Source organism: Psychrobacter sp. A3 (genome assembly GCF_028823565.1).
GTDB lineage: Bacteria > Pseudomonadota > Gammaproteobacteria > Pseudomonadales > Moraxellaceae > Psychrobacter > Psychrobacter celer.
On sequence record NZ_JAPEHS010000017.1, the window covers coordinates 1 to 19863 of the forward strand.

Genomic DNA, 19863 nt, shown 5'->3' on the forward strand with positions numbered 1-19863 from the left:
CTTGCTTGTGCTTATATCTGGCTCAAATTATGAATGTTCAACAGGCCCTATCTTGTTTCAATAGCCACTTCAAAGATCCTTCCCCATCAGAATGGAGCACTAAATCTGCAGTAGCTTCATACCTATGCCACTACACTTTGAGTCGAGCAGGGATATTGTAGTTATACATCGGATAGATAATAACGTTTTTTGATGCGCTTTAAACTGCTGTAACATCGCTTGCCGAGTGTCGGCGATAGCTTGCTCCGCCACGCTCAAAGCCTTCCCTGCTTTTTTTTATAAATGACCGTTAGGGTTGCCTCATCCAAGGTAGGTAAATCCATGTCATTTAATGGCAAATAGGTTGTGCTTTTAGCAAATTGCTGTTTGATTTGTTGTAGTAACTGAGCCGAAAATGACTCAGTATGGGCATTGATTGTGGTATCAATGACAAGCGTTTTCATGGTTTTATACCCCATTTTTATTGGTTTAATTTAGCTAGCACATTTTCTGCTAAGTCTTGCAATGTTTCTTTGACAGGGCGTTTGGTAGGCTTTAAATTAATGGCGACATGAGATAAGCCTTGTTCTTTCTGCTCTTGCCAAAATTCCAGCAAACTATGTGACCCGCCTCGTAGATAAATATTGCGAGATAATTGAGCAGGCTCATTCGGATTCTCACTAAGTTCGACAAAATTGGCATAATCAAAAGGATACCAAGCGTCATCTTGATTTAAATCCGCCAAGGTTTGCACAATATTTTTGGTATCTTTTGGGTTTACCCCATGCCAAATCCACGCATCGGCAGTATTAGCAAGCCAATCTAGTTCCTGTCTGGCACGACCAATAGCAACCATCGGTAAGCGTTGTTCAAGGGTAGGGATAAAGCCAATATTGCCTGTTAAATCCCCATAATGTTGCCCTTTAAACTGCGGAAATTTTTGGGTGGTTAAGGCACGAATCATGTCCCAACTTTCTCGAAAACGCTCGGCACGATTGTCAAAGTTTTGCTGAAACACAGGGTATTCCACAGGTCTATCGCCACTCGACATCCCCAAAATAAAGCGATTATTGCTTAATACTGCCGTACTTGCTGAGGCTTTGGCGATATGAATGGGACTCCGCAAAGGTGCAACGATGCCTGCTGAACCTATCGCAATTCGTTGGGTTTTCGCAGTCAAATAGCCCATGGCAACCATGGGGTCAAATGCTTGTCCAACATCGCCAAAACTTGGGTCATAAAATGGCACATCTCGCAACCATAGTGCAGAAAATCCAAGCTGTTCTGCTAAGACAGCGGTTTCCCCAAAATCTTCTAAGCTCGGAATCGGACTATTGGGATAGCCTTTAAACGGGGCAATCAATCCCAAGGTGAGTTTATCCGCTTGAAACACCTCACTAAATGCAGGGTGATTGGCAAGATGAGGGGGTAGTTGTTTTTGTTGTGAGCTTGTGGTCATGGGAGTCACTCCGTTAAATTAAGCATTAAAAAATATAACCCTAGTATAATGCTTTTGTTTTTAATGATAATTGGGATAAAATTAGAAACAGTTTTGCTTTTTTTGCAAAAATATGTTTATTCAAAAATACACTTAACTGCTAACAAACCCATGACCATCAATTACTTTTATGCCCTCACTATTTTTCACCATGTGGCGAATACTAGTAGCTTTACTGCCACGGCAAGTCAGCTTGGGCTGGCGGTGTCGTCTGTCACTCGGCAAATTGATAACTTAGAACAATCCTTGCAAGTTAAGCTATTGAATCGCTCAACCAGACATTTGGATTTGACCCATGCAGGGATGCGTTATTTACAACAGACCGAGCCGATATTAGCTGAATTACAACAGGTAAATGAAGCGATTAAAGAGGAGCAAATTGAACCACAAGGGCGACTGTGCCTTACTTTTCCCAGTTCCTATGGGATTGAAAAAATCGCCCCATTGCTTGCCGAATTTGCCCATTTATACCCAAAAATTGAATTGGAGCTATTTGCCAGTGATGAATTTGTAGATTTATTTAATGAGAAATATGATGTAGGGGTGCGGTTAGGGCGTGTGGAGGATGACCGATTGGTAGCAAAATTTATTGCCTCTCAGCAACGGCTGTTATGTGCGAGTCCCGATTATCTACGATTGCATGGAACACCACAAATACCGTCACAATTAGCCGAGCATAATTGTTTGCCGTTTATGTATCAAGGCTATGCGTCAAAGTGGTATTTCCATCAAACGGGTAAAACGCAAAGTTTGCGGGTGACAGGGAATTTGATGGGTAATAATATAGAAATGCTGAAACAAGCCACGCTTGATGGACAAGGGATTAGCCATTTACCTAATTGGCTGATTGAGAAAGCGTTGCAGTCTGGGGCGTTGGTACAGGTGTTGTCTGATTGGCAAGTGACCCCGTCTTTGGCGACAGATGACGGGATTTATTTGGTGTATCCGCCCACTAGCCGTAATGTGGTAAAAATTGGCGTGTTGGTGAATTTTTTAGCACAGCGTTTGATAGGTTAAACTGTAGATGGTGATATTGTGAAAAGCAGTAGAATATTATGCGTATCTAATTTAGGGAGGGTTTTCTTCATAAAAGTAGTCTAGCATAGTGCTTATCTACTACAGCCCCAAAAATTAATTACATCCATGCAGTCACATAAATTTTAGACAATAAAAAACCCTTACAAGTCGATGACTGTAAGGGTTTGAATTTGGTGGGCCCAGTAGGACTTGAACCTACGACCAAAGGATTATGAGTCCTCTGCTCTAACCAACTGAGCTATGGGCCCTAACGTTAGACGCATAATGATACCTGATTTTTTTTAATTTTCAAGTAAAAGATAGCCTGTCAGACAGATATTATTCAAAATCAGCTGTTTTTTTTGATCAAACACTACCACCTGCCAAAGTCAAATGGCGTCCACCATCGATGGTGATGATCTCGCCTGTGACATAGCTGGCCTGTGCTAGATACAGCACGCTATGGGCTATCTCATCAGGGCGACCAATACGCTGCATCGGTATAGAGCGGAGAATGTTCTTTTGTTCATCATCATTGAGAGCCTGATCACTATCAGCGTCGGGCAGTATATTGACGCCTGGCGCGACACCATTGACCCGTACGCTAGGTGCCATTTCAAGCGCCAAGGACTGCACCATCATACGATGCGCTGCCTTTGCCATATTATAAGCGCTATAGCCTTTAAATGGCCTATCATGAGCATGGATGTCTAGCAAACTAATGATGCAGCCGTGCTGAGTTTGCAGATAAGGCAAGAATGCTTGACTGAGTAATAACGGCGCTTTGGCATTGGTCAAAAACAGCTCGTCCCACTGCTGAGTATTAATGCTACCAAGGGGAGTAGGATAAAAACGCGAGGCGTTATGCACCAATACATCCAACTGACCAAAACAGGATATGATGTTCGCTACAAAGTCGTTTAGGCGCTTAGGCTCATTGACCAGCTTTAAGTCAGCGACGATCATCGCCGCGCTATCAGGACGGCGGCGATTGAGATCGGCAGTGAGCGCCTTTGCTTGCTGCTCACTGTGACGACAGTGGATAATGACTCGGTAGCCTTGAGTATGCGCCGCTTTAATAATAGCAGCTCCGATACGTTTAGCGCTGCCAGTAACGAGCATGACAGGCGCGCCTGCGTTGGCAGTTGCCGACTGAATAGGGATAACGGCTTGATTCATAGTCTATCTGTATTTTTGGTATAAAGGAGTAAAGTCGTAGCAGTACTATATCTTAGGAGTTATATCAGGACGCACTTTGACGGTTCGGTTATCCTCACTTAAGAGGGGTGCTGAGTGTCCAGATGATCTATGCGCGCTTGCCGTAATGCTGCACCAATTTCTGGCCCTCGAAGCCCGGCTTCGATGTCTTCCATACCAATCGCGTGAAAACTATTGAGAGCCAGCATCATTTGCCGATGCTGCTTTGCCAACTGAAAAGTATGACTACATACCAACAGCTGTGAGAGCTTCTCAGGTGCTTTGTGCGCGCTACAAGCTTGAATAAGATCAATCTTTTGTGCGGCGTTCAGCTTATCTATGTTATTTAGCTGCTGCGCTTGCTCGACAAAAAGACTAGCAAATTGAGTATGCGCTTTGGGTACTTTGGCGCTTTGACCTAGGCTAGAGATGCTCCTAGCAGCTGTGATTGCATCGTTTTTTAAATGAAACAAAGCGTCATCGAGACTCGCCATAAGCAAGGCCCAACGTTGTGAGAGGTTCAACTGCATTTGACCGGCGAAATACAAAGCGGTTTGTACGGTTTCTTTAACAGTGGTATTTTGCCATGCTTGGCCTAGCGGTGCAAAATAGTCATCAAGTGCACCGATATCAAACAATTGCTGCCAGTACACATGCGGGGAGAGCTGCATCATCGCGCGGCTCGATTCTTGCCAAATACGCTCACTACTGAGGTGAGCAAGCTCTCCTGAGTGGACCAGTTGGCGCATCAATGCCAGTGTCTCCTCAGCGATGGTAAAGCCCAAATCATAATAACGCCCATAAAATCGTGCGGTACGCAGTACCCGCAAAGGGTCTTCACTAAACGCAGGTGAGACATGACGCAAGGTCTTATTCGCAAGATCATCCAATCCGCCGTAGTAGTCGAGCACCTCGCCTGTCAGCGGCGTGTCATCGGTTAGGCTAGTGACTTCTATCGCCATTGCATTGATGGTCAGATCACGGCGCTGCAAGTCTTCTTGCAAAGTAACATCGATGCTGGCATGGATACTAAAGCCTTGATAGCCGACGCCTTGTTTGCGCTCAGTACGCGCTAGCGCATACTCTTCATGCGTTTTTGGATGCAAAAACACCGGAAAGTCTGCGCCTACTTGTACAAACCCAGCACTGAGCATCTGTGCTACTGTCGCGCCCACGACGACGTAGTCTTTGTCCTTGATAGGTCGTCCTAGTAGCTGGTCGCGGACGGCTCCGCCAACAAGATAAATCTGCATGATAGCCTCGTATTATCGCGCAAGTTAGGACTGATATGTGCCATCAGTCAATGACAATAAAAAACCAGCCATCGCACTGAAATGGCGATGGCTGGCTTTAGTATAACAGAGGAGCGCTATCCATAGAGGTTAGCGTCCTTTACGTTGTTACAATATTTGAAGTTTAAAGTAACGAGTGAAGGGATGTCGATGCGACAAACATCATCAGCCCATTATTGGTTTTCGTTTTCCAAATCCTGAGCTTCCGTCACGGCAAGTGCTGTCATGTTGACCACACGGCGCGCGGTTGCTGATGGTGTTAGGATATGGATAGGCTTACTGCTACCCAATAAGATAGGGCCGATAGAAGCGCTATTTGTCGCGGTTTTTAGTAAGTTGAAGGCGATATTTGCGGCATCTAGCGTTGGCAATATCAGCAGATTCGCCGCGCCTTTTAGTGGGCTTGATGGCATGTCTTCTAGGCGAATGTTTTCGTTCAACGCCGCATCACCTTGCATCTCACCTTCAAATTCAAAATCGACGTTCATGTCGGTCAAGATTTGATAGACTTTGCGCATTTTCACCGCGCTGTCACGGTTTGAGGTACCGAAGTTTGAGTGTGATACGAGAGCGACACGAGGCGTAATACCGAAGCGACGTAGCTGCTCAACGGCCAAGATGGTCATCTCAGCCAATTGCTCTGCTGTTGGGGCTTCGTGGATATAAGTATCCGCGATAAAGATGTTGCGATTTTGCATCAGTACGGCATTCATCGCATAAAAGTCGCTAACACCTTCTTTTTTGTCAATGACACTTTGGACATAGTCTAAGTGCAATTGATAATGACTAAACGTACCACAAATCATGCCATCTGCATCGCCATTGTCTACCAGTAGCGAGCCAATTAGCGTGGTCTTGCGACGCACATCACGGCGGGCAAGCTCGATACTGACGCCGCGGCGTGTAGCGTGGTCTTGCGACGCACATCACGGCGGGCAAGCTCGATACTGACGCCGCGGCGTTTGTTTTTCTCGTAGTATCCTTGCCAGTAGTCTTTGTAGCGTGGATCGTCGTCTTGATTGACGATAGTGATGTTTTCACCATCTTTTAGGCGCAGACCGAGTCTTTTGATATGATCTTCGATGACAGCTGGGCGACCGACCAAGATAGGGTGGGCAAGCGCTTCGTCGACCACGACTTGCACTGCCAGTAGGACGTTGTTGTCTTCACCTTCACAGTAGACGATACGCTTTGGTGCTGCTTTGGCACGCGCAAAGACAGGCTTCATCACAAACGCTGAGTTATAGACAAACTCAGATAGGCTCTGACGATAGGCGTTCATGTCAGCGATAGGCAAGGTGGCAACGCCTGAGTCCATGGCGGCTTTGGCAACGGCAGAGGCAATCTCGATGATAAGGTTTGGCTCTAGTGGGCCTGGAATTAAGTAATCACGGCCAAAGCTCTTCATCTGCTCGATGTTTTTAACGTTGCTGGTTGGGGTGGCTTCGACATGTGCCATAGCAGCGATTGCTTTTACACAAGCGATTTTCATCTCTTCGTTGACTGCGGTTGCGCCTACATCTAGAGCGCCGCGGAAGATGTATGGGAAGCAAAGGGCGTTGTTTACTTGGTTTGGATAGTCTGAGCGACCAGTCGCCATGATGACGTCAGGACGGACAGCATGCGCAAGCTCAGGCATGATTTCAGGGGTTGGGTTGGCAAGGGCAAAGACGATTGGGTCTTTTGCCATACGGCGAACCATATCTTCGGTCAAGGTGCCGGGCATTGATAAGCCCAAGAACATATCGACATCGTCCATGACTTCTTCGATAGACGTCGCGGTGATGTCACGAGCATAGCGCTGTTTGGTTTCGTCTAGATTTTCACGGCTGGTGCTGATGATACCGCGAGAGTCTGATACGATGATATTGTTTTTATCGACGCCAAGCGCGCAGATGATATCTAGACAAGAGATGGCAGCGGCACCTGCGCCTGAGCACACCACTTTGATTTCTTCGATTTTTTTGCCAGTAAGTAATAAGGCATTGAGCATGGCGGCCGCGACGATGATAGACGTGCCGTGCTGATCGTCATGGAACACCGGAATGTTCATACGCTCGCGCAATTCGCGCTCGATTTTGAAGCATTCTGGGGCTTTGATGTCTTCTAGGTTGATACCACCAAAGGTTGGCTCAAGAGAGGCAACCGCTTCGATAAACTTGTCTGGATCGTTTTGGGCAATCTCGATATCAAAAACATCAATACCAGCAAACTTTTTGAATAGTACCCCTTTACCTTCCATCACAGGCTTAGACGCCAAAGGCCCGATGTTACCCAGACCTAGGACGGCAGTACCGTTGGTGATGACGCCGACCAAGTTGTTGCGAGCTGTATATTTGGCAGCAAGCTTTGGCTCTTTTTCGATTTCAAGACAAGGTACTGCTACCCCTGGCGAATAAGCCAAGGCCAAGTCACGCTGGTTTGCCAGCTGTTTGATAGGGGTGACTGAGATTTTACCTGGGCGCGGAAACTCATGATAGTGCAAGGCAGCTTGTTCAAACTGCTCTTTTTCTGAACTGTGGGTATCCGTATTCAAAGTGGTATCGTCATTCATAATAATTGCCATGGTTGGAATAAATTGGAATAAAGTAAATGGAGATAAAAAAATAACGCCGCCGTCTCAACGCTTATTGAATGATAATAATCAAAGAGAACATCGGCATTAAAAGGGTTATGATCGGCAGTTTAATATCAGGCCAAAAAAGCAATCGAGCGAAAACCGTTATTCTAGCACTATTGGCAATTCACTGCCTAGTCAACTCGGCCCGATTGTGCGAATAATATAATAAAATGATATTCGTTATTTCGCTGGTTGATAATGCCAAAAAACCCCATAACATATCAACCTTAATTTCATAATGTCTCAAAATATTACAGTCTATAAAGGCCAAAGACACTGTTTTGTGTGGCCTGAGGTGTTAAATGGCTAAACCAATTATGAAGAACAGCTAATCGGCATTTGCGGCGCATGAGGATCGGGTGGCAGGGTATCGAGCTCTGTTGCGATATACTGTACCTGATAAGGATGCGCAAGCAAGGTGAAGACGCGATCCACTTCCTCAAACTGACCCTGTTCTGCAGCCGTAATGGCTCTTTGTGCCATGCTATTACGCAGCACATAGACAGGGTTGTGCGCCTGCATGGTCGCCTGTACCTCTGCGAGTTTTGAAGACTCGATGAGGCTAACATAACGCGCTGACCAATCTTGCCACACTTGCTGCGCCTCAGGGCTTAACTCAGCAGTCATGGTGGTCAATAATTGATGCTCATATGGATAATCCTCTGGCGCCAGCAGGCCAAGCAGCGCCCGAAAGCTGTTGGTGTAGTCGAGTAAGTTGTCTTCTAATAGAGTCAACCACTCAAAAGCCACACTGAGGCTCTCGCTTCGATGCGGCAGTCCAAGCTTTTGACACAGTCCTTGCTGATAGTGCTGCATAAACGTCGCTTCATAAGGTGCTAAGCAGTCTGCTAGAGTCTCACGAGTCACGCCCTCAAGACGCATAAAATGCGGTAGCCAAACGTTTAGGTTCCAATAACCAATAGCGGGCTGGTTCTGATAAGCGTAACGTCCTGTATGATCAGAGTGGTTATTAATCCAAGCCGGATTAAAGCGCTCCATAAAGCCAAAAGGCCCAAAGTCTAAGGTGCTGCCGGTAATCGATAGATTGTCAGTATTCATTACCCCATGAGCAAAGCCGATCAACTGCCAATCGGCAATCATACGCGCGGTACGCTCGACAACAGTACTTAAAAATGCCAGTACCGGCTGCTCAGCATCGCGGCACTCCGGATAGTAAGTATCAATCATATAATCAGTAAACTCGCCGAGTAAGTCCGGTGCAAAGCTCGCTATCCATTCGACATGACCAAGGCGTACATGACTATCTGCTACTCGCATTAAAGCAGCGCCAGCCTCCATACGTTCGCGGCGCACACGTGTATCAGAAACGACAAAGCCCAAAGCATTTGAGGAAGGGATGCCAAGCTGGGTAAGTGCGTGACCGCATAAATACTCGCGAATGGTACTACGAAGGACCGCGCGCCCATCTCCCATACGCGAGTAGGGCGTCAGACCGATACCTTTAAGATGTAAGTCTTGTCGCTGCTCATTATGATCAATGACTTGCGCCATAAGCAGCCCGCGCCCATCGCCCAGTTGTCCCGCCCATTGCCCAAACTGATGACCAGCATAAGCCATCGCCAGCGGCTCAAAACCCTCAGGCACATACTCTCCGCCGACGATTTCGACCCAGCGCTCCATTAACTCTTGATCAGTTGACCAGCCTAATTGCTCAGCGACTTGTGAATTGAAGTGGCCGGCACGCGGGTTGTTAAGAGCGCTTGGCGGCTGCTTATGATATAGACGCGGATCTAATTGGGCATAGCTATTTTGGTAGCGCATAACGGCTTCCTATTTTTTATCGATAAATTGAGCAAAAAAATCCCCCTAACTATAACAGTTAGAGGGTAGGAGAAAAGTAGCAATTTTTAAATACTAGTTTTAATACTAACTTAGTAAAAACTAAGCGGCTTTTTTGCTAAGACCGATTGAGCGAAAAGCAGTTTTTAGGTTGCTATTGTGCTCAAGGATTTTTTGTTCAATCTTTGCATAATCGTGTTTTAGCTTCTCATCTACTTCATGCAAACGATCAGCACATTCAATCTTTTTTAGTTCAATGGCTTTGGCTTTTAGCGCTTGCCACTCTTCAACGGTCTTCATAAAGGCATCGTATTCAAGCTTAATACGGTCTTGGAAATTTTGCATTGCTTGCGAAATATCAAAACCTTCAGAAGTTGCTTTGTCGATTTGTTGCTGCGCACGCTTAAACTGCATTTGTACTTCAGCATGCTTAATCGTCGTATCATCAACGGTGCGCAGATCTGAGGTTAAACCAAGCTTAGATAAACCGGAAATCAGCCATTTGGTTGGGTCATACTGCCACCATTTGACACCATTACGATAGTCGTATTGGAAGAAGTGATGGTAGTTATGATAGCCTTCACCCCATGTAAATATCGCCAAAAAGAAGTTGTCACGGGCACTGTTGGTATCGGTATACGGGCGCGTACCAAACATATGACACAAGGAGTTGATAAAGAACGTAAAGTGATGCGTCAGCACTAGACGTAGCAGGCCTGCTAACACCAGCGTACCCCAAACGTCACCGATCAACCAACCAACTGCAGCAACCATAGCCACGTTAGTCGCGAGCACCCAAAGACCATAGTATTTATGCTGAATTTGTAACACTTTATCTTTAGTCAAATCAGGGATATTTTTGTAATCAAAACGGCCGCTAGGGTAGTTACGTAGCATCCAACCAATGTGACTAAAGAAAAACCCACGCTGCGCTGAATACGGGTCTTCCATACGATCATCGACATGACGATGATGGCTACGGTGCCCAGATACCCAGTCAAATGCTGATCCTTGTACCGCTAGGGTTGCGCCAAGCAATAAAAAGTTTTTGACAATAGGATGGGCTTTATACGCACGGTGCGACAGCAGACGGTGATAGCCTGCGGTAATACTAAGGCCAGTCCAGACCATAAAGGCGCCAAACACACCCCAGACTGGCGCACTGACTTCATGAGTCAATAAATACCAAGGGGTAATAACTGCCGCTGCAATAGGCGTTGCTATCAAAAAGATAGCAGGTACTAAATTAATGGGCGACTTTTGGAATTCAAGCTCAAGAGGGTCAACACCTTCATAGTTGGCTACAGAGTTTGCATTCTTGTAGACGCTTGTAGCCGCAGATTGAGTTTCTGCTGCTGTATTGGTGTTGCTCTTGTTATTGTCAAACCATGTCTTAACACGTAGCGCTTGAGTGCCAGCGTTTTGTATAAGCGTATCACCAGATTTCATAGCGAGACGTAAGCCTTTAAGTGGTAAACCTATGACTTTTTTAGCAATCATGTAATATCCCTAACGGTATTAATTTCAGCGTCCATATTACCCTAAAAAAACAATAAAGTGAACATTTATACACTATAAAAATATTGCTAAATAACAATAACTTGTATGGATTATAGAATGGATAGGTCAAAATAGCGATAGACTTATCAGACATGAGGGAGAAGTGTAAGTGTTACAGCAGATATGTACAAAAACCCATGTCTCAGAATTGAGGGAGAGTCAGAAACTATAAATAAAAAGTTAACAGCGCAACCGTAACCTATTGTCGGCCCAATACCTGACTGGGGAAGTCGGTGATGATGACATCAACCTGCCAGTCGATCAGCTGCTGTATGGCGTCGATATCATTGACCGTCCACGCACTCACAGGCAAGTTGTAACGGTGGCTATGAGCGATGATATCTCGACTCAGCAGCGGATAATGCACGCCCAGCTGTACACAGCCCAACTGCAAAGCAGTATTGGTCGCGGTAGCCAGTGCTTCGGCGGTGCGAATGAGTAAACCTCGCGGTAGGCGTTTTAGCTGCTGATGCCGCTGCAGACGCACATGCAGCTCGGTGTCAAAGCTGGTTAGTACAAGCGGTAAATGAATCAGCGGCGTGTCAATCAGATCGCGCGCCAGCGCTTGAATAAGGGCGGTATAATCGGTGCGCTCATGGGTCTTGATCTCAAGCTCAATGACAGAAAACTCGTGCAACGTCTGGGCGATACTCGCTAGGGTGATAATAGGATGACCAAGCTGTAGGTGTCGTCTGATCTCCGCTAGAGTCAGCTGAGCAATACGCGACTGCTGGCCACACATCCGCGCCAAATCTTCATCGTGAAAAACCACTAAATGACCATCAGCGCTTAGCTGGACATCGAGCTCTACACCAGCCAAACCATGGTTTTTTAGACGCCCGATATGCTGAAATCCAAGTAAGGTGTTTTCTAAGGCTTCACCGCGCGCGCCGCGATGACCGAGTAACAGCGTGTTCTTAAAGTTTATCATTAGATACAGTAATGAGTGTTTTAGGCTCATCATATCGCCTGAGATAGGTGACGTCTAACAACATTTACGACTGCTATCTGAGCAAATGCCGAACCAAAATGAATCAAAATGGTGGGCGTTATATTTAACCTTTAATGAATCAAAATGTTCGACACGCCCTATATAAATATGTCATTGTTATGTTTTTGCAACCAAACGCAGGTTTTGTGGCGAATGAAGGACGTTATTTGTATATCCATGGCAGACACTAATGACCATTTCATCTAAACACCGTATAATAATCTGGTTTTAACCGCTGGCAGCTAGGGTTTTGGTTTGAACATCAATCACTGTCCGTCAGTGACGGTACGAATTAGTAAATTGGGAGCAAAATACATATGAGCGTAGCAAATAAGAGTGTGAGCAAGTGGCAAAAAGTGGCTGGTATTGGCATGGTGTGTGGTTTAGCGCTTGTCGGCTGTGATCGCTCAGAAAAAGAAGAGACGACAGAGACCGCTGAGTTGACAGAGCAAGAGGCTGCCGCAGAAAACGCTGCTGCTACTGCGGTCAGCTGTGATGATCCCATGGTGCAAGATCGCCTCAAAACGACACTAAAAAATACGCTCAATCAACAAGCACAGACGCTCGCTGCCAATTATGCAAATGACGCCGAGATCAGCCTTGCAGACGCTAGCATTGCTGATAAGACCAATGGTGTTGTGATTGATGTACAAAACGCAGCAGTACTACAAGCAGCCAACAGCAATGGCATGACGACGTGTCAGGCGAGCGTCAGTATGACGCTCCCAAGTGAGGATTTGTATCAAGCCAGTCAAGTGCAAGCGGCCAACAATCAGCCAAGCCTGCAATCACGTCTTGCGCAAAATAACATTCGTATCAATAACAACATGCTCGTGGATGATGCTTTTACCTATGTCGTTGGCGCTCAAGGCGGGCAAGTAAGTACGCGAATCGCAGGTCAGCCCGCGCTTCTCACTGTCGTGGCTGATGTCATGGCAGGCTCTGTGTTTAAGTCGGCGATGGATGCCGCCCGCGCCGAGCGTGAAGCAGAACGCCGCGCTGCTGCACAAGACAATGAGCGTCAGTCAGCACCTGTGCGTCAGCCACGCGCTGCCACACCAGTCGAGCCGATTCGTCCGATCCAGCCTCCTACGCCGCCGACCATCGAGGTGCCAAGTACCAATAACCAAAATAAAAGCGCTGGTACTAGCTCGCCAAGCAGTACAGCAGCCAACAGTGATGCGACTCCCAGTGAGCCTGCCGCACCTGCGACGCCAAAAGCAGTGCCAAAAGATGACAGCATCGATATGGTCATTATCGAAGATGAAAGCGCTACTTATTAATCCATAAAAATCAGTAATGATAGTGGTTTTTAGAAGAAAAGAACCCGTAACGTCTTTACGTTACGGGTTCTTTTTTTTGCTTGTATATATCAGATGTCTCGGGCCCGCTACTTATCACTGGCGAAGTTCTGTAACACCTGACTGTCCCAAAGTACCTCAGAGACCTGCTCAGGGTCTGTGCAAAAACGTGCCGCGACAAACAACCAATCAGACAAACGGTTGATTAAGCTGATGGCCGTTGCACGGATTGCTTGCGGGCACGCTTGCTGTAATAGGACCGCTTGGCGCTCAGCACGGCGACACACACTACGTGCGACATGCAGCTGACTAACCAGCAACGACCCAGTGGGTAAGATAAAGTCTTTTAGTGGCGCTAAGGTAGCGTTCATTGCATCGATTTGCTGCTCTAGCCATTCAATGTGCGTGCTGTTCACGCCTTCATATTCTGGCATAGCAAGCTCACCACCGACATTAAACAAAAGATGCTGAATAATCGCCAACGCCTCAGAAAGCTCGGACTCGTCCGCCTGCGTCTTAAATGTTGATAGAGCGCCTTGCTGCACGTACGCGCGTACCATACCGAGGTGTGAGTTTAGCTCATCAACATCACCCATCACGCCAAACAAAATATCGGCTTTGCTCACGCGGCTGCCATCTGCCATGCCGGTGCTACCATCATCGCCGGTACGTGTATATATTTTACTCAAACGGTTGCCCATCTTGATATCCTTAGCGGTTTTTATCGTTCAGTGGTGTTAGTTATGTGCTCATTGTAGTATTTTATGGCGGTTTTCGCTAAGATAATGGGTTAAGTTTTATCGCGCTGCAGAGTTTATGAGTGTCCATGGATCGCTGCGCGTGATTTTTTGTCTGTATTGTTTGTATTCCACTTATTTATATCAAAGGCTTTTTAACTATGACCACACCACTTGCCAATGCGATGTCTCAGCTGGCCATTTATGATTCACTGACAGGTAGCAAGCGTCAGTTTGTACCACTCAAAGCAGGACAGGTCGGCATGTATGTGTGCGGGATGACCGTTTATGATTATTGTCATATTGGTCATGCGCGTGTGATGGTGGCCTTTGATATGGCGGTGCGCTGGCTTGCGCAGCTAGGTTATGATGTCAATTATGTCCGTAATATCACCGATATCGATGACAAAATCATCGCTCGCGCGAGTGAAAATGGCGAAGAGATTGGTGCATTGACCCAGCGTTTTATCGATGCAATGCACGAAGATGCGAGCGCTCTAGGCTGCCAGATGCCAAATGCTGAGCCACGCGCGACCGATTATATCGACGAGATGCAGCAGATGATTGGCAACTTGGTCAACAATGACTATGCGTATGCAGGGGATCATGGTGATGTCTATTATGCGGTCGATAGCTTTGCTGATTATGGCAAATTATCTAAGCGTAACTTGGATGATATGCAGGCAGGTTCGCGTGTTGAGGTCGAGACTGACAAGCGCAATCCATTCGACTTTGTCTTATGGAAAGCGGCCAAACCCGATGAGCCGCAGTGGGCGTCGCCTTGGGGACAGGGGCGTCCTGGCTGGCATATAGAATGCTCAGCGATGTCGACCAAATGCCTAGGTGATACCTTTGATATTCATGGCGGTGGTCACGACCTACAGTTCCCGCATCACGAAAACGAAATCGCCCAGTCAGAAGCCGCGACAGGCTGCGAGTACGCGCGTAATTGGATGCATGTTGGCTTTATCAATGTCGATGGCGAAAAGATGTCGAAGTCACTGGGCAACTTCTTTACCATTCGTGATGTGATCGCGAAATACTTACCTGAGACGGTGCGTTTTTTCTTATTATCGAGCCATTATCGCAGTCAAGTAAACTTCTCAGACAGCGCTTTGGATGAAGCGCATAATAGCCTAAGTAGATTATACAACGCGCTAAAATTGGCTGAGCAACAAAAAGGTCAGTCAATCGTAGTCAATGCAGAGCTAGTGGCTAAAGCTTACGATAGTGCTGCTGGACAAGACTTTATCAAAGCCATGAATGATGATTTTAATAGCTCAACGGCGATAAGTGTGTTGTTTGGCTTGGCTCGAGATATCAATAAAGCTGTTAAAGCTGAAGATGTGACGGCAGCATGGCAGTCAGCCCAGCAGCTCAAGGCCTTGGCACAAGTGCTAAATCTCTTGCAGCAGCCTGTACAGCAGTTCTTGCAAGCGGTAACTGGAGAGCAGGCAGATAATGGGCTAGATGATGCTGCTATCGATGCGCTTATCACTGAGCGTCATGATGCCAAAGCTAGCAAAAACTTTGCCCGCGCCGATGAGATACGCGAGCAGTTAAAACAGGCGGGTATCGAGCTTGAAGACAGCCGCGCTGGTACCACATGGCGCCGCGCGTAAGCGGATTTGAGCGGACTTATACGATCATACTTGTTTTTTTTACATATAAAGTCAGCTTGATGCTGGCTTTTTTTGTACTCAAAATAAATTTAGTCGAGCCTAAATAAAGTTGGCATGCAAGATACTATGTGCCACGTGCTAAAGGTGTTTATTGTGCGCGGCGTTGGGACAGCACGCAAGGTATTAAATAAAATATCTATACGCCTTGTACCAAGACCAAACGGTTTTGATATCGCATTTACGGTATTCTTACGCTTGTAAGATACGCTTATTTTTTATACAAATTCATACAACTTACGCAACTTACTGGCCGTCGATATATGAATACTTCTCACACGGATGCTGCTGAACATCATCAGACTGACACGGATAGAGTCATACCCTTTATTTGCCATCGCACTATTGGCCATCGGCTGATCAATGACAAGTCGACGAAGAGCCGGCGCGCTATGATATGGCAAATACTGGTGATGTTTTTTGTACTGACGTTCGGCGCGGCGATAGAGGCTGTTGCCCAGCCAGATAATTTTGGCGAATACGCCGAGCAGCAGCTAGACTCGATGAGTGATGGCAGCGTCAGTGTTTCTGCGATTGCAGAAGAGGTATTTGACCCCATTGAGCGTAGCGCGGTAGAGCAGGCAGGTGAGTTGCAGGGTAATGCGGGGCTAACGGGAGAATATCATGAGAGCTATTATCTTTTGGATAGACTCAATACCGGCTTGCCGCCGTTATCTAAGCCGCCAAACCTGACCACGCCGCTTGCCACGTTAGAGTTTTTTCAGTCGGCAGTGATGAAACAGCAGTATGACTTGGCCGCTTACGCGCTGAATATGAACCTGATCGACCAAAGCATTCAGCGCAGCCGCGCGCTTGAGCTCTCTAAGCGTTTGGATTTTTTATTGTCCGAAAGAGAGCTGTATGTGTTTGATGATTTGCCAGATCGTCCGGATGGGCTTATTGAGCCGCCGCTGGGTAACAACAGCAGCGTGATGGGCATCGCCAGACGCTCCATTCAGCTTGGCTATATCGACTACCGCGAGCGCCGCGTACCTATCTATTTGCAGCGCGTGAGAGTTGGGGAGGAAGCACCTGTTTGGGTATTTTCCGCACAGACAGTAGGCAACATCGATAACCTATACGCGCAGTACCATCCGGCAGAGTTTGAACGCTATCTGCCTGCCTGGTTAAAAATACAGTTTTTTAGTATTGCTTTGTGGGAGTGTTTAGCACTCGTTTTGTTTTTCTTGTTGACCATGGGGGCGGGCTGGCTACTGAGTAAGGGCACTGAAAAGCTCATCAGCCGCTACATCGATGATGAAAAGTACAGCAACTACGTCGGCAGCAGTCATGGTGTGGCAGACCTTGTCAGCAAATTGACGGTACCTTTGACCTTTACCATCAGTTTTTCATTGGTGTTTACCTTAGTGTCAGGGGGCTTTCCTTATCTAGATGCGGTGGCCTCATCGACCCGCCCGCTGATTTGGATTGGACTAGTATTTAGCACTTCATGGCTTGGTATTCGCATTATTAACTTTTTTGCCAATCGCTATCAAAACATGCAGATCGAAAATCTGGCCGAGGAGCATTTTGATAAAGAGCGTCGTCGCCGCACCTATGTATCGATATTTCGCCGCGTCTTTATCTTTGTCATGATTTTGGGCAGTATCTGGATTGGGCTTAGCGAATTTACCAATATGGAGGGTCTGGGCAAGACACTATTGACCTCAGCTGGTATCGCAGGGGTGGTCATCGGTATTGCTGCACAGCCTATCTTGGGCAATATCATCGCAGGGGTGCAGGTGGCGGTGACTCAGCCTGTGCGTATTGGCGATACGGTGATGATGGAGGGGGATTGGACGACGATTGAAGATTTGCGTTATACCTATGCGGTGCTAAAGACGTGGGATGAGCGCCGATTGATCGTACCGATGCGCCGCCTGATTACCGAGGTTGTAGAAAACTGGTCTCATACCGAGGTGCATCAGACTTGCGTGGTCTATCTTTACGTGGATTATGGTGCTGATATCGAGGCCATTCGCGAAAAATTCATTTCACTGGTCAAAGATAACGACTTATGGGATGGTGAAACTGAGCCTGAGATGGTCACGGTATCGCTGAGCGAAAACACCATCAAATTAAGAGGGAGCCTAGCCTCTGACGGCCCGATGAATGCCTTTTATCTTGAATGTCAAGTACGTGAACAGATGCTACATTATCTCTATCGTGAGCAAAAATCATATCTACCCGCTGAGCGTTTTATCATGAAGCAACACGAAGCGTGAGATGCGCCATCTGTGCTCGATACGCCAGTTAATCCCGTGCCGCTGTCTGAGTGATAGAGCAAATGCGCGCCTGTTTGTATGATATTGATCAATTCTACAAAATAAGCTGATAAATAAGCATGCGAGGTGCCTGCGTATTTGTTATAATATGGCGTTATTTTTACGGGATAAATGAGCGATTAAGAGATGAGTCTGCACTGTATTTGTGCAAATTTATCACTCATAAATCAATGGCAATTTTCAAGTACTGGTGTTTGTTTAGTGATAGAGGGTTTTTAGACAAACAACGACTGGCTCATTGTCTATTATCGAAAGCTCTATGATAAAAAGCCTGCAACACATAAGGCTTTGACTATCGTAAAGTCATACTGGTGATCTTGGTTGATTGTCTTATCGCGAAAATCCCACACATCAAAATAACCACCACTAGGGGTCTGTATGTTGCGAATTGTCGATGAAGCCTTAACCTTTGATGACGTTTTATTATTGCCAGCCTATTCTGAAGTCCTACCAAAAACTGCTGATCTGACCACCCGTTTGACCAAAAACATCACGTTGAATTTACCGCTGGTTTCTGCCGCTATGGATACGGTGACTGAGTCTGAAATGGCCATCACTATGGCGCAGCTAGGCGGAATGGGTATCTTGCATAAGAGTATGGATATCGCCAAACAAGCCACGCAAGTACGCCGTGTGAAAAAGTTTGAAGCAGGAACAGTGGTTGACCCTATCACGGTACATCCAGAGATGACCATTGGTGAGCTGTTGCAGTTGACCGAAGACAACAACATCTCAGGCGTGCCTGTCGTCGAAAAAGGCACAGATAGTGTGGTCGGTATCGTCACTCACAGAGACTGGCGCTTTGAAACCAACTTATCACTGCCTGTCAGCAAAATCATGACACCAAAAGATCAGTTGGTCACCGTACACGAAGGCGAGAACAACGAAAACATCAAGCGTTTACTCCATGAGCATCGCATCGAAAAAGTCATCGTTATCGATGATAACTATCGCCTAAAAGGTCTGATCACAGTCAATGACTTTGCCAAAGCCGAAAACAACCCAAATGCGTGTAAAGATGAGCAAGGTCGTCTACGGGTTGGTGCTGCTGTCGGCACCGGCGCAGATACGCAAGCACGTGTCGAAGCTTTGATCGCAGCAGACGTCGATGTTATCGTGGTAGATACTGCGCACGGCCACTCAAAAGGTGTGATCGAAAAAGTCTCGTGGATCAAAAAGCACTATCCTAACGTTCAAGTGATTGGCGGTAATATCGCCACCGGTGACGCAGCCCTTGCATTACGTGATGCAGGTGCAGACGCGGTAAAAGTCGGCATCGGCCCTGGCTCTATCTGTACCACGCGTATCATCGCTGGTATTGGGGTGCCTCAAATCTCAGCAATCGACAATGTCGCAAGCGCCCTACAAGACAGCATTCCTTTGATTGCTGATGGGGGTATCCGCTACTCAGGTGATATGGCAAAAGCCATCGCTGCTGGTGCATCGTGCATCATGGTCGGCTCGCTTATGGCAGGTACCGAGGAGGCACCAGGTGAGGTCGAGTTGTTTCAAGGTCGCTACTACAAAGCCTATCGCGGTATGGGTAGCTTGGGTGCAATGTCAGGCTCAAATGGTTCATCAGACCGTTATTTCCAAGATGCCAAAGACGGCGTAGAAAAACTGGTGCCAGAGGGTATCGAAGGCCGCGTTCCTTATAAAGGCCCAGTAGCAGGCATCGTCAATCAGTTGGTCGGCGGCTTGCGCTCATCAATGGGTTACACAGGCTCTGCGACTATCGAAGATATGCGTAGCAAACCACAGTTTATCAAGGTGACGTCTGCTGGTATGAAAGAGTCGCACGTCCACGATGTGCAAATCACCAAAGAAGCACCAAACTACCGTGTGAACTAATTTGTTGTCCTACCTACTGTAGGTGCTGCGTTTTTGCCAGAGTGCACGACTACAGA

Annotated in this window: 13 protein-coding genes, 1 tRNA gene and 1 pseudogene; 5 read left to right on the forward strand and 10 right to left on the reverse strand. The window is 46.8% G+C overall.

The features are described 5' to 3' along the window. Window positions 1–254: 254 nt before the first annotated feature. Both NK638_RS04210 and NK638_RS04215 read right to left on the reverse strand, forming a co-directional pair. On the reverse strand, window positions 255–443 hold the full coding sequence (locus NK638_RS04210) for a hypothetical protein (RefSeq protein ID WP_274632060.1): 189 nt from the start codon (window positions 441–443) through the stop codon (window positions 255–257). A gap of 17 nt (window positions 444–460) precedes the next feature. Beyond that, window positions 461–1438, reverse strand: coding sequence for a TIGR03571 family LLM class oxidoreductase (locus NK638_RS04215; RefSeq protein WP_274632061.1), 978 nt, complete (start codon window positions 1436–1438; stop codon window positions 461–463). Window positions 1439–1501: 63 nt separating this feature from the next. Between NK638_RS04215 and NK638_RS04220 the strand changes: the two genes are divergently transcribed. Next, window positions 1502–2494: a LysR family transcriptional regulator gene (locus NK638_RS04220; protein WP_274632082.1), complete on the forward strand. Its 993-nt coding sequence runs from the start codon at window positions 1502–1504 to the stop codon at window positions 2492–2494. A gap of 192 nt (window positions 2495–2686) precedes the next feature. Here NK638_RS04220 and NK638_RS04225 read toward each other — a convergent pair. The 7 genes and pseudogenes from NK638_RS04225 to NK638_RS04255 form a co-directional block, all read right to left on the reverse strand. Then, window positions 2687–2763 (reverse strand) — tRNA-Ile (locus NK638_RS04225). Between the two features lie 97 nt (window positions 2764–2860). Continuing rightward, complete coding sequence (locus NK638_RS04230) at window positions 2861–3673, reverse strand: pteridine reductase (RefSeq protein WP_274632062.1); 813 nt, start codon at window positions 3671–3673, stop codon at window positions 2861–2863. Between the two features lie 98 nt (window positions 3674–3771). Then, entirely contained in the window at window positions 3772–4944 is a 1173-nt protein-coding gene (locus NK638_RS04235) for a tRNA nucleotidyltransferase (protein ID WP_274632063.1), read from the reverse strand. A gap of 212 nt (window positions 4945–5156) precedes the next feature. After that, window positions 5157–7549: pseudogene (locus NK638_RS04240) on the reverse strand (NADP-dependent malic enzyme). Between the two features lie 369 nt (window positions 7550–7918). After that, on the reverse strand, window positions 7919–9385 hold the full coding sequence (locus NK638_RS04245) for a protein adenylyltransferase SelO (protein WP_274632064.1): 1467 nt from the start codon (window positions 9383–9385) through the stop codon (window positions 7919–7921). 120 nt (window positions 9386–9505) lie between these two features. Next, window positions 9506–10903 carry an acyl-CoA desaturase gene (locus NK638_RS04250; protein ID WP_274632065.1) on the reverse strand — a complete coding sequence of 466 codons (1398 nt, stop codon included), beginning with the start codon at window positions 10901–10903 and terminating at the stop codon, window positions 9506–9508. Window positions 10904–11162: 259 nt separating this feature from the next. Then, window positions 11163–11924 carry a glycerophosphodiester phosphodiesterase gene (locus NK638_RS04255; protein WP_274632066.1) on the reverse strand — a complete coding sequence of 254 codons (762 nt, stop codon included), beginning with the start codon at window positions 11922–11924 and terminating at the stop codon, window positions 11163–11165. A gap of 347 nt (window positions 11925–12271) precedes the next feature. On the opposite strand from NK638_RS04255, the gene NK638_RS04260 reads away from it, so the two are divergent. Beyond that, window positions 12272–13237 carry a hypothetical protein gene (locus NK638_RS04260; RefSeq protein ID WP_274632067.1) on the forward strand — a complete coding sequence of 322 codons (966 nt, stop codon included), beginning with the start codon at window positions 12272–12274 and terminating at the stop codon, window positions 13235–13237. Window positions 13238–13344: 107 nt separating this feature from the next. Here the strand turns inward: NK638_RS04260 and NK638_RS04265 are convergent, their stop codons facing one another. Beyond that, window positions 13345–13956 carry a cob(I)yrinic acid a,c-diamide adenosyltransferase gene (locus NK638_RS04265; RefSeq protein ID WP_274632068.1) on the reverse strand — a complete coding sequence of 204 codons (612 nt, stop codon included), beginning with the start codon at window positions 13954–13956 and terminating at the stop codon, window positions 13345–13347. Between the two features lie 197 nt (window positions 13957–14153). Between NK638_RS04265 and cysS the strand changes: the two genes are divergently transcribed. From cysS to guaB, 3 genes are all read left to right on the forward strand, one after another. Continuing rightward, on the forward strand, window positions 14154–15614 hold the full coding sequence (gene cysS / locus NK638_RS04270; RefSeq protein ID WP_274632069.1) for a cysteine--tRNA ligase: 1461 nt from the start codon (window positions 14154–14156) through the stop codon (window positions 15612–15614). A gap of 320 nt (window positions 15615–15934) precedes the next feature. After that, window positions 15935–17896, forward strand: a complete 1962-nt coding sequence (locus NK638_RS04275) for a mechanosensitive ion channel family protein (protein ID WP_274632070.1) — start codon at window positions 15935–15937, stop codon at window positions 17894–17896. A 438-nt stretch (window positions 17897–18334) separates the two neighbouring features. Continuing rightward, window positions 18335–19807, forward strand: coding sequence for an IMP dehydrogenase (gene guaB, locus NK638_RS04280; protein ID WP_201585753.1), 1473 nt, complete (start codon window positions 18335–18337; stop codon window positions 19805–19807). Window positions 19808–19863 lie beyond the last annotated feature (56 nt).

Bases quoted from the DNA above. Each gene is read 5' to 3' on its own strand.
- NK638_RS04210 (WP_274632060.1), bottom strand. From the start codon at position 443: ATGAAAACGCTTGTCATTGATACCACAATCAATGCCCATACTGAGTCA.
- NK638_RS04215 (WP_274632061.1), bottom strand. From the start codon at position 1,438: ATGACCACAAGCTCACAACAAAAACAACTACCCCCTCATCTTGCCAAT.
- NK638_RS04220 (WP_274632082.1), top strand. From the start codon at position 1,502: ATGATAATTGGGATAAAATTAGAAACAGTTTTGCTTTTTTTGCAAAAA.
- NK638_RS04230 (WP_274632062.1), bottom strand. From the start codon at position 3,673: ATGAATCAAGCCGTTATCCCTATTCAGTCGGCAACTGCCAACGCAGGC.
- NK638_RS04235 (WP_274632063.1), bottom strand. From the start codon at position 4,944: ATGCAGATTTATCTTGTTGGCGGAGCCGTCCGCGACCAGCTACTAGGA.
- NK638_RS04245 (WP_274632064.1), bottom strand. From the start codon at position 9,385: ATGCGCTACCAAAATAGCTATGCCCAATTAGATCCGCGTCTATATCAT.
- NK638_RS04250 (WP_274632065.1), bottom strand. From the start codon at position 10,903: ATGATTGCTAAAAAAGTCATAGGTTTACCACTTAAAGGCTTACGTCTC.
- NK638_RS04255 (WP_274632066.1), bottom strand. From the start codon at position 11,924: ATGAGCCTAAAACACTCATTACTGTATCTAATGATAAACTTTAAGAAC.
- NK638_RS04260 (WP_274632067.1), top strand. From the start codon at position 12,272: ATGAGCGTAGCAAATAAGAGTGTGAGCAAGTGGCAAAAAGTGGCTGGT.
- NK638_RS04265 (WP_274632068.1), bottom strand. From the start codon at position 13,956: ATGGGCAACCGTTTGAGTAAAATATATACACGTACCGGCGATGATGGT.
- cysS (WP_274632069.1), top strand. From the start codon at position 14,154: ATGACCACACCACTTGCCAATGCGATGTCTCAGCTGGCCATTTATGAT.
- NK638_RS04275 (WP_274632070.1), top strand. From the start codon at position 15,935: ATGAATACTTCTCACACGGATGCTGCTGAACATCATCAGACTGACACG.
- guaB (WP_201585753.1), top strand. From the start codon at position 18,335: ATGTTGCGAATTGTCGATGAAGCCTTAACCTTTGATGACGTTTTATTA.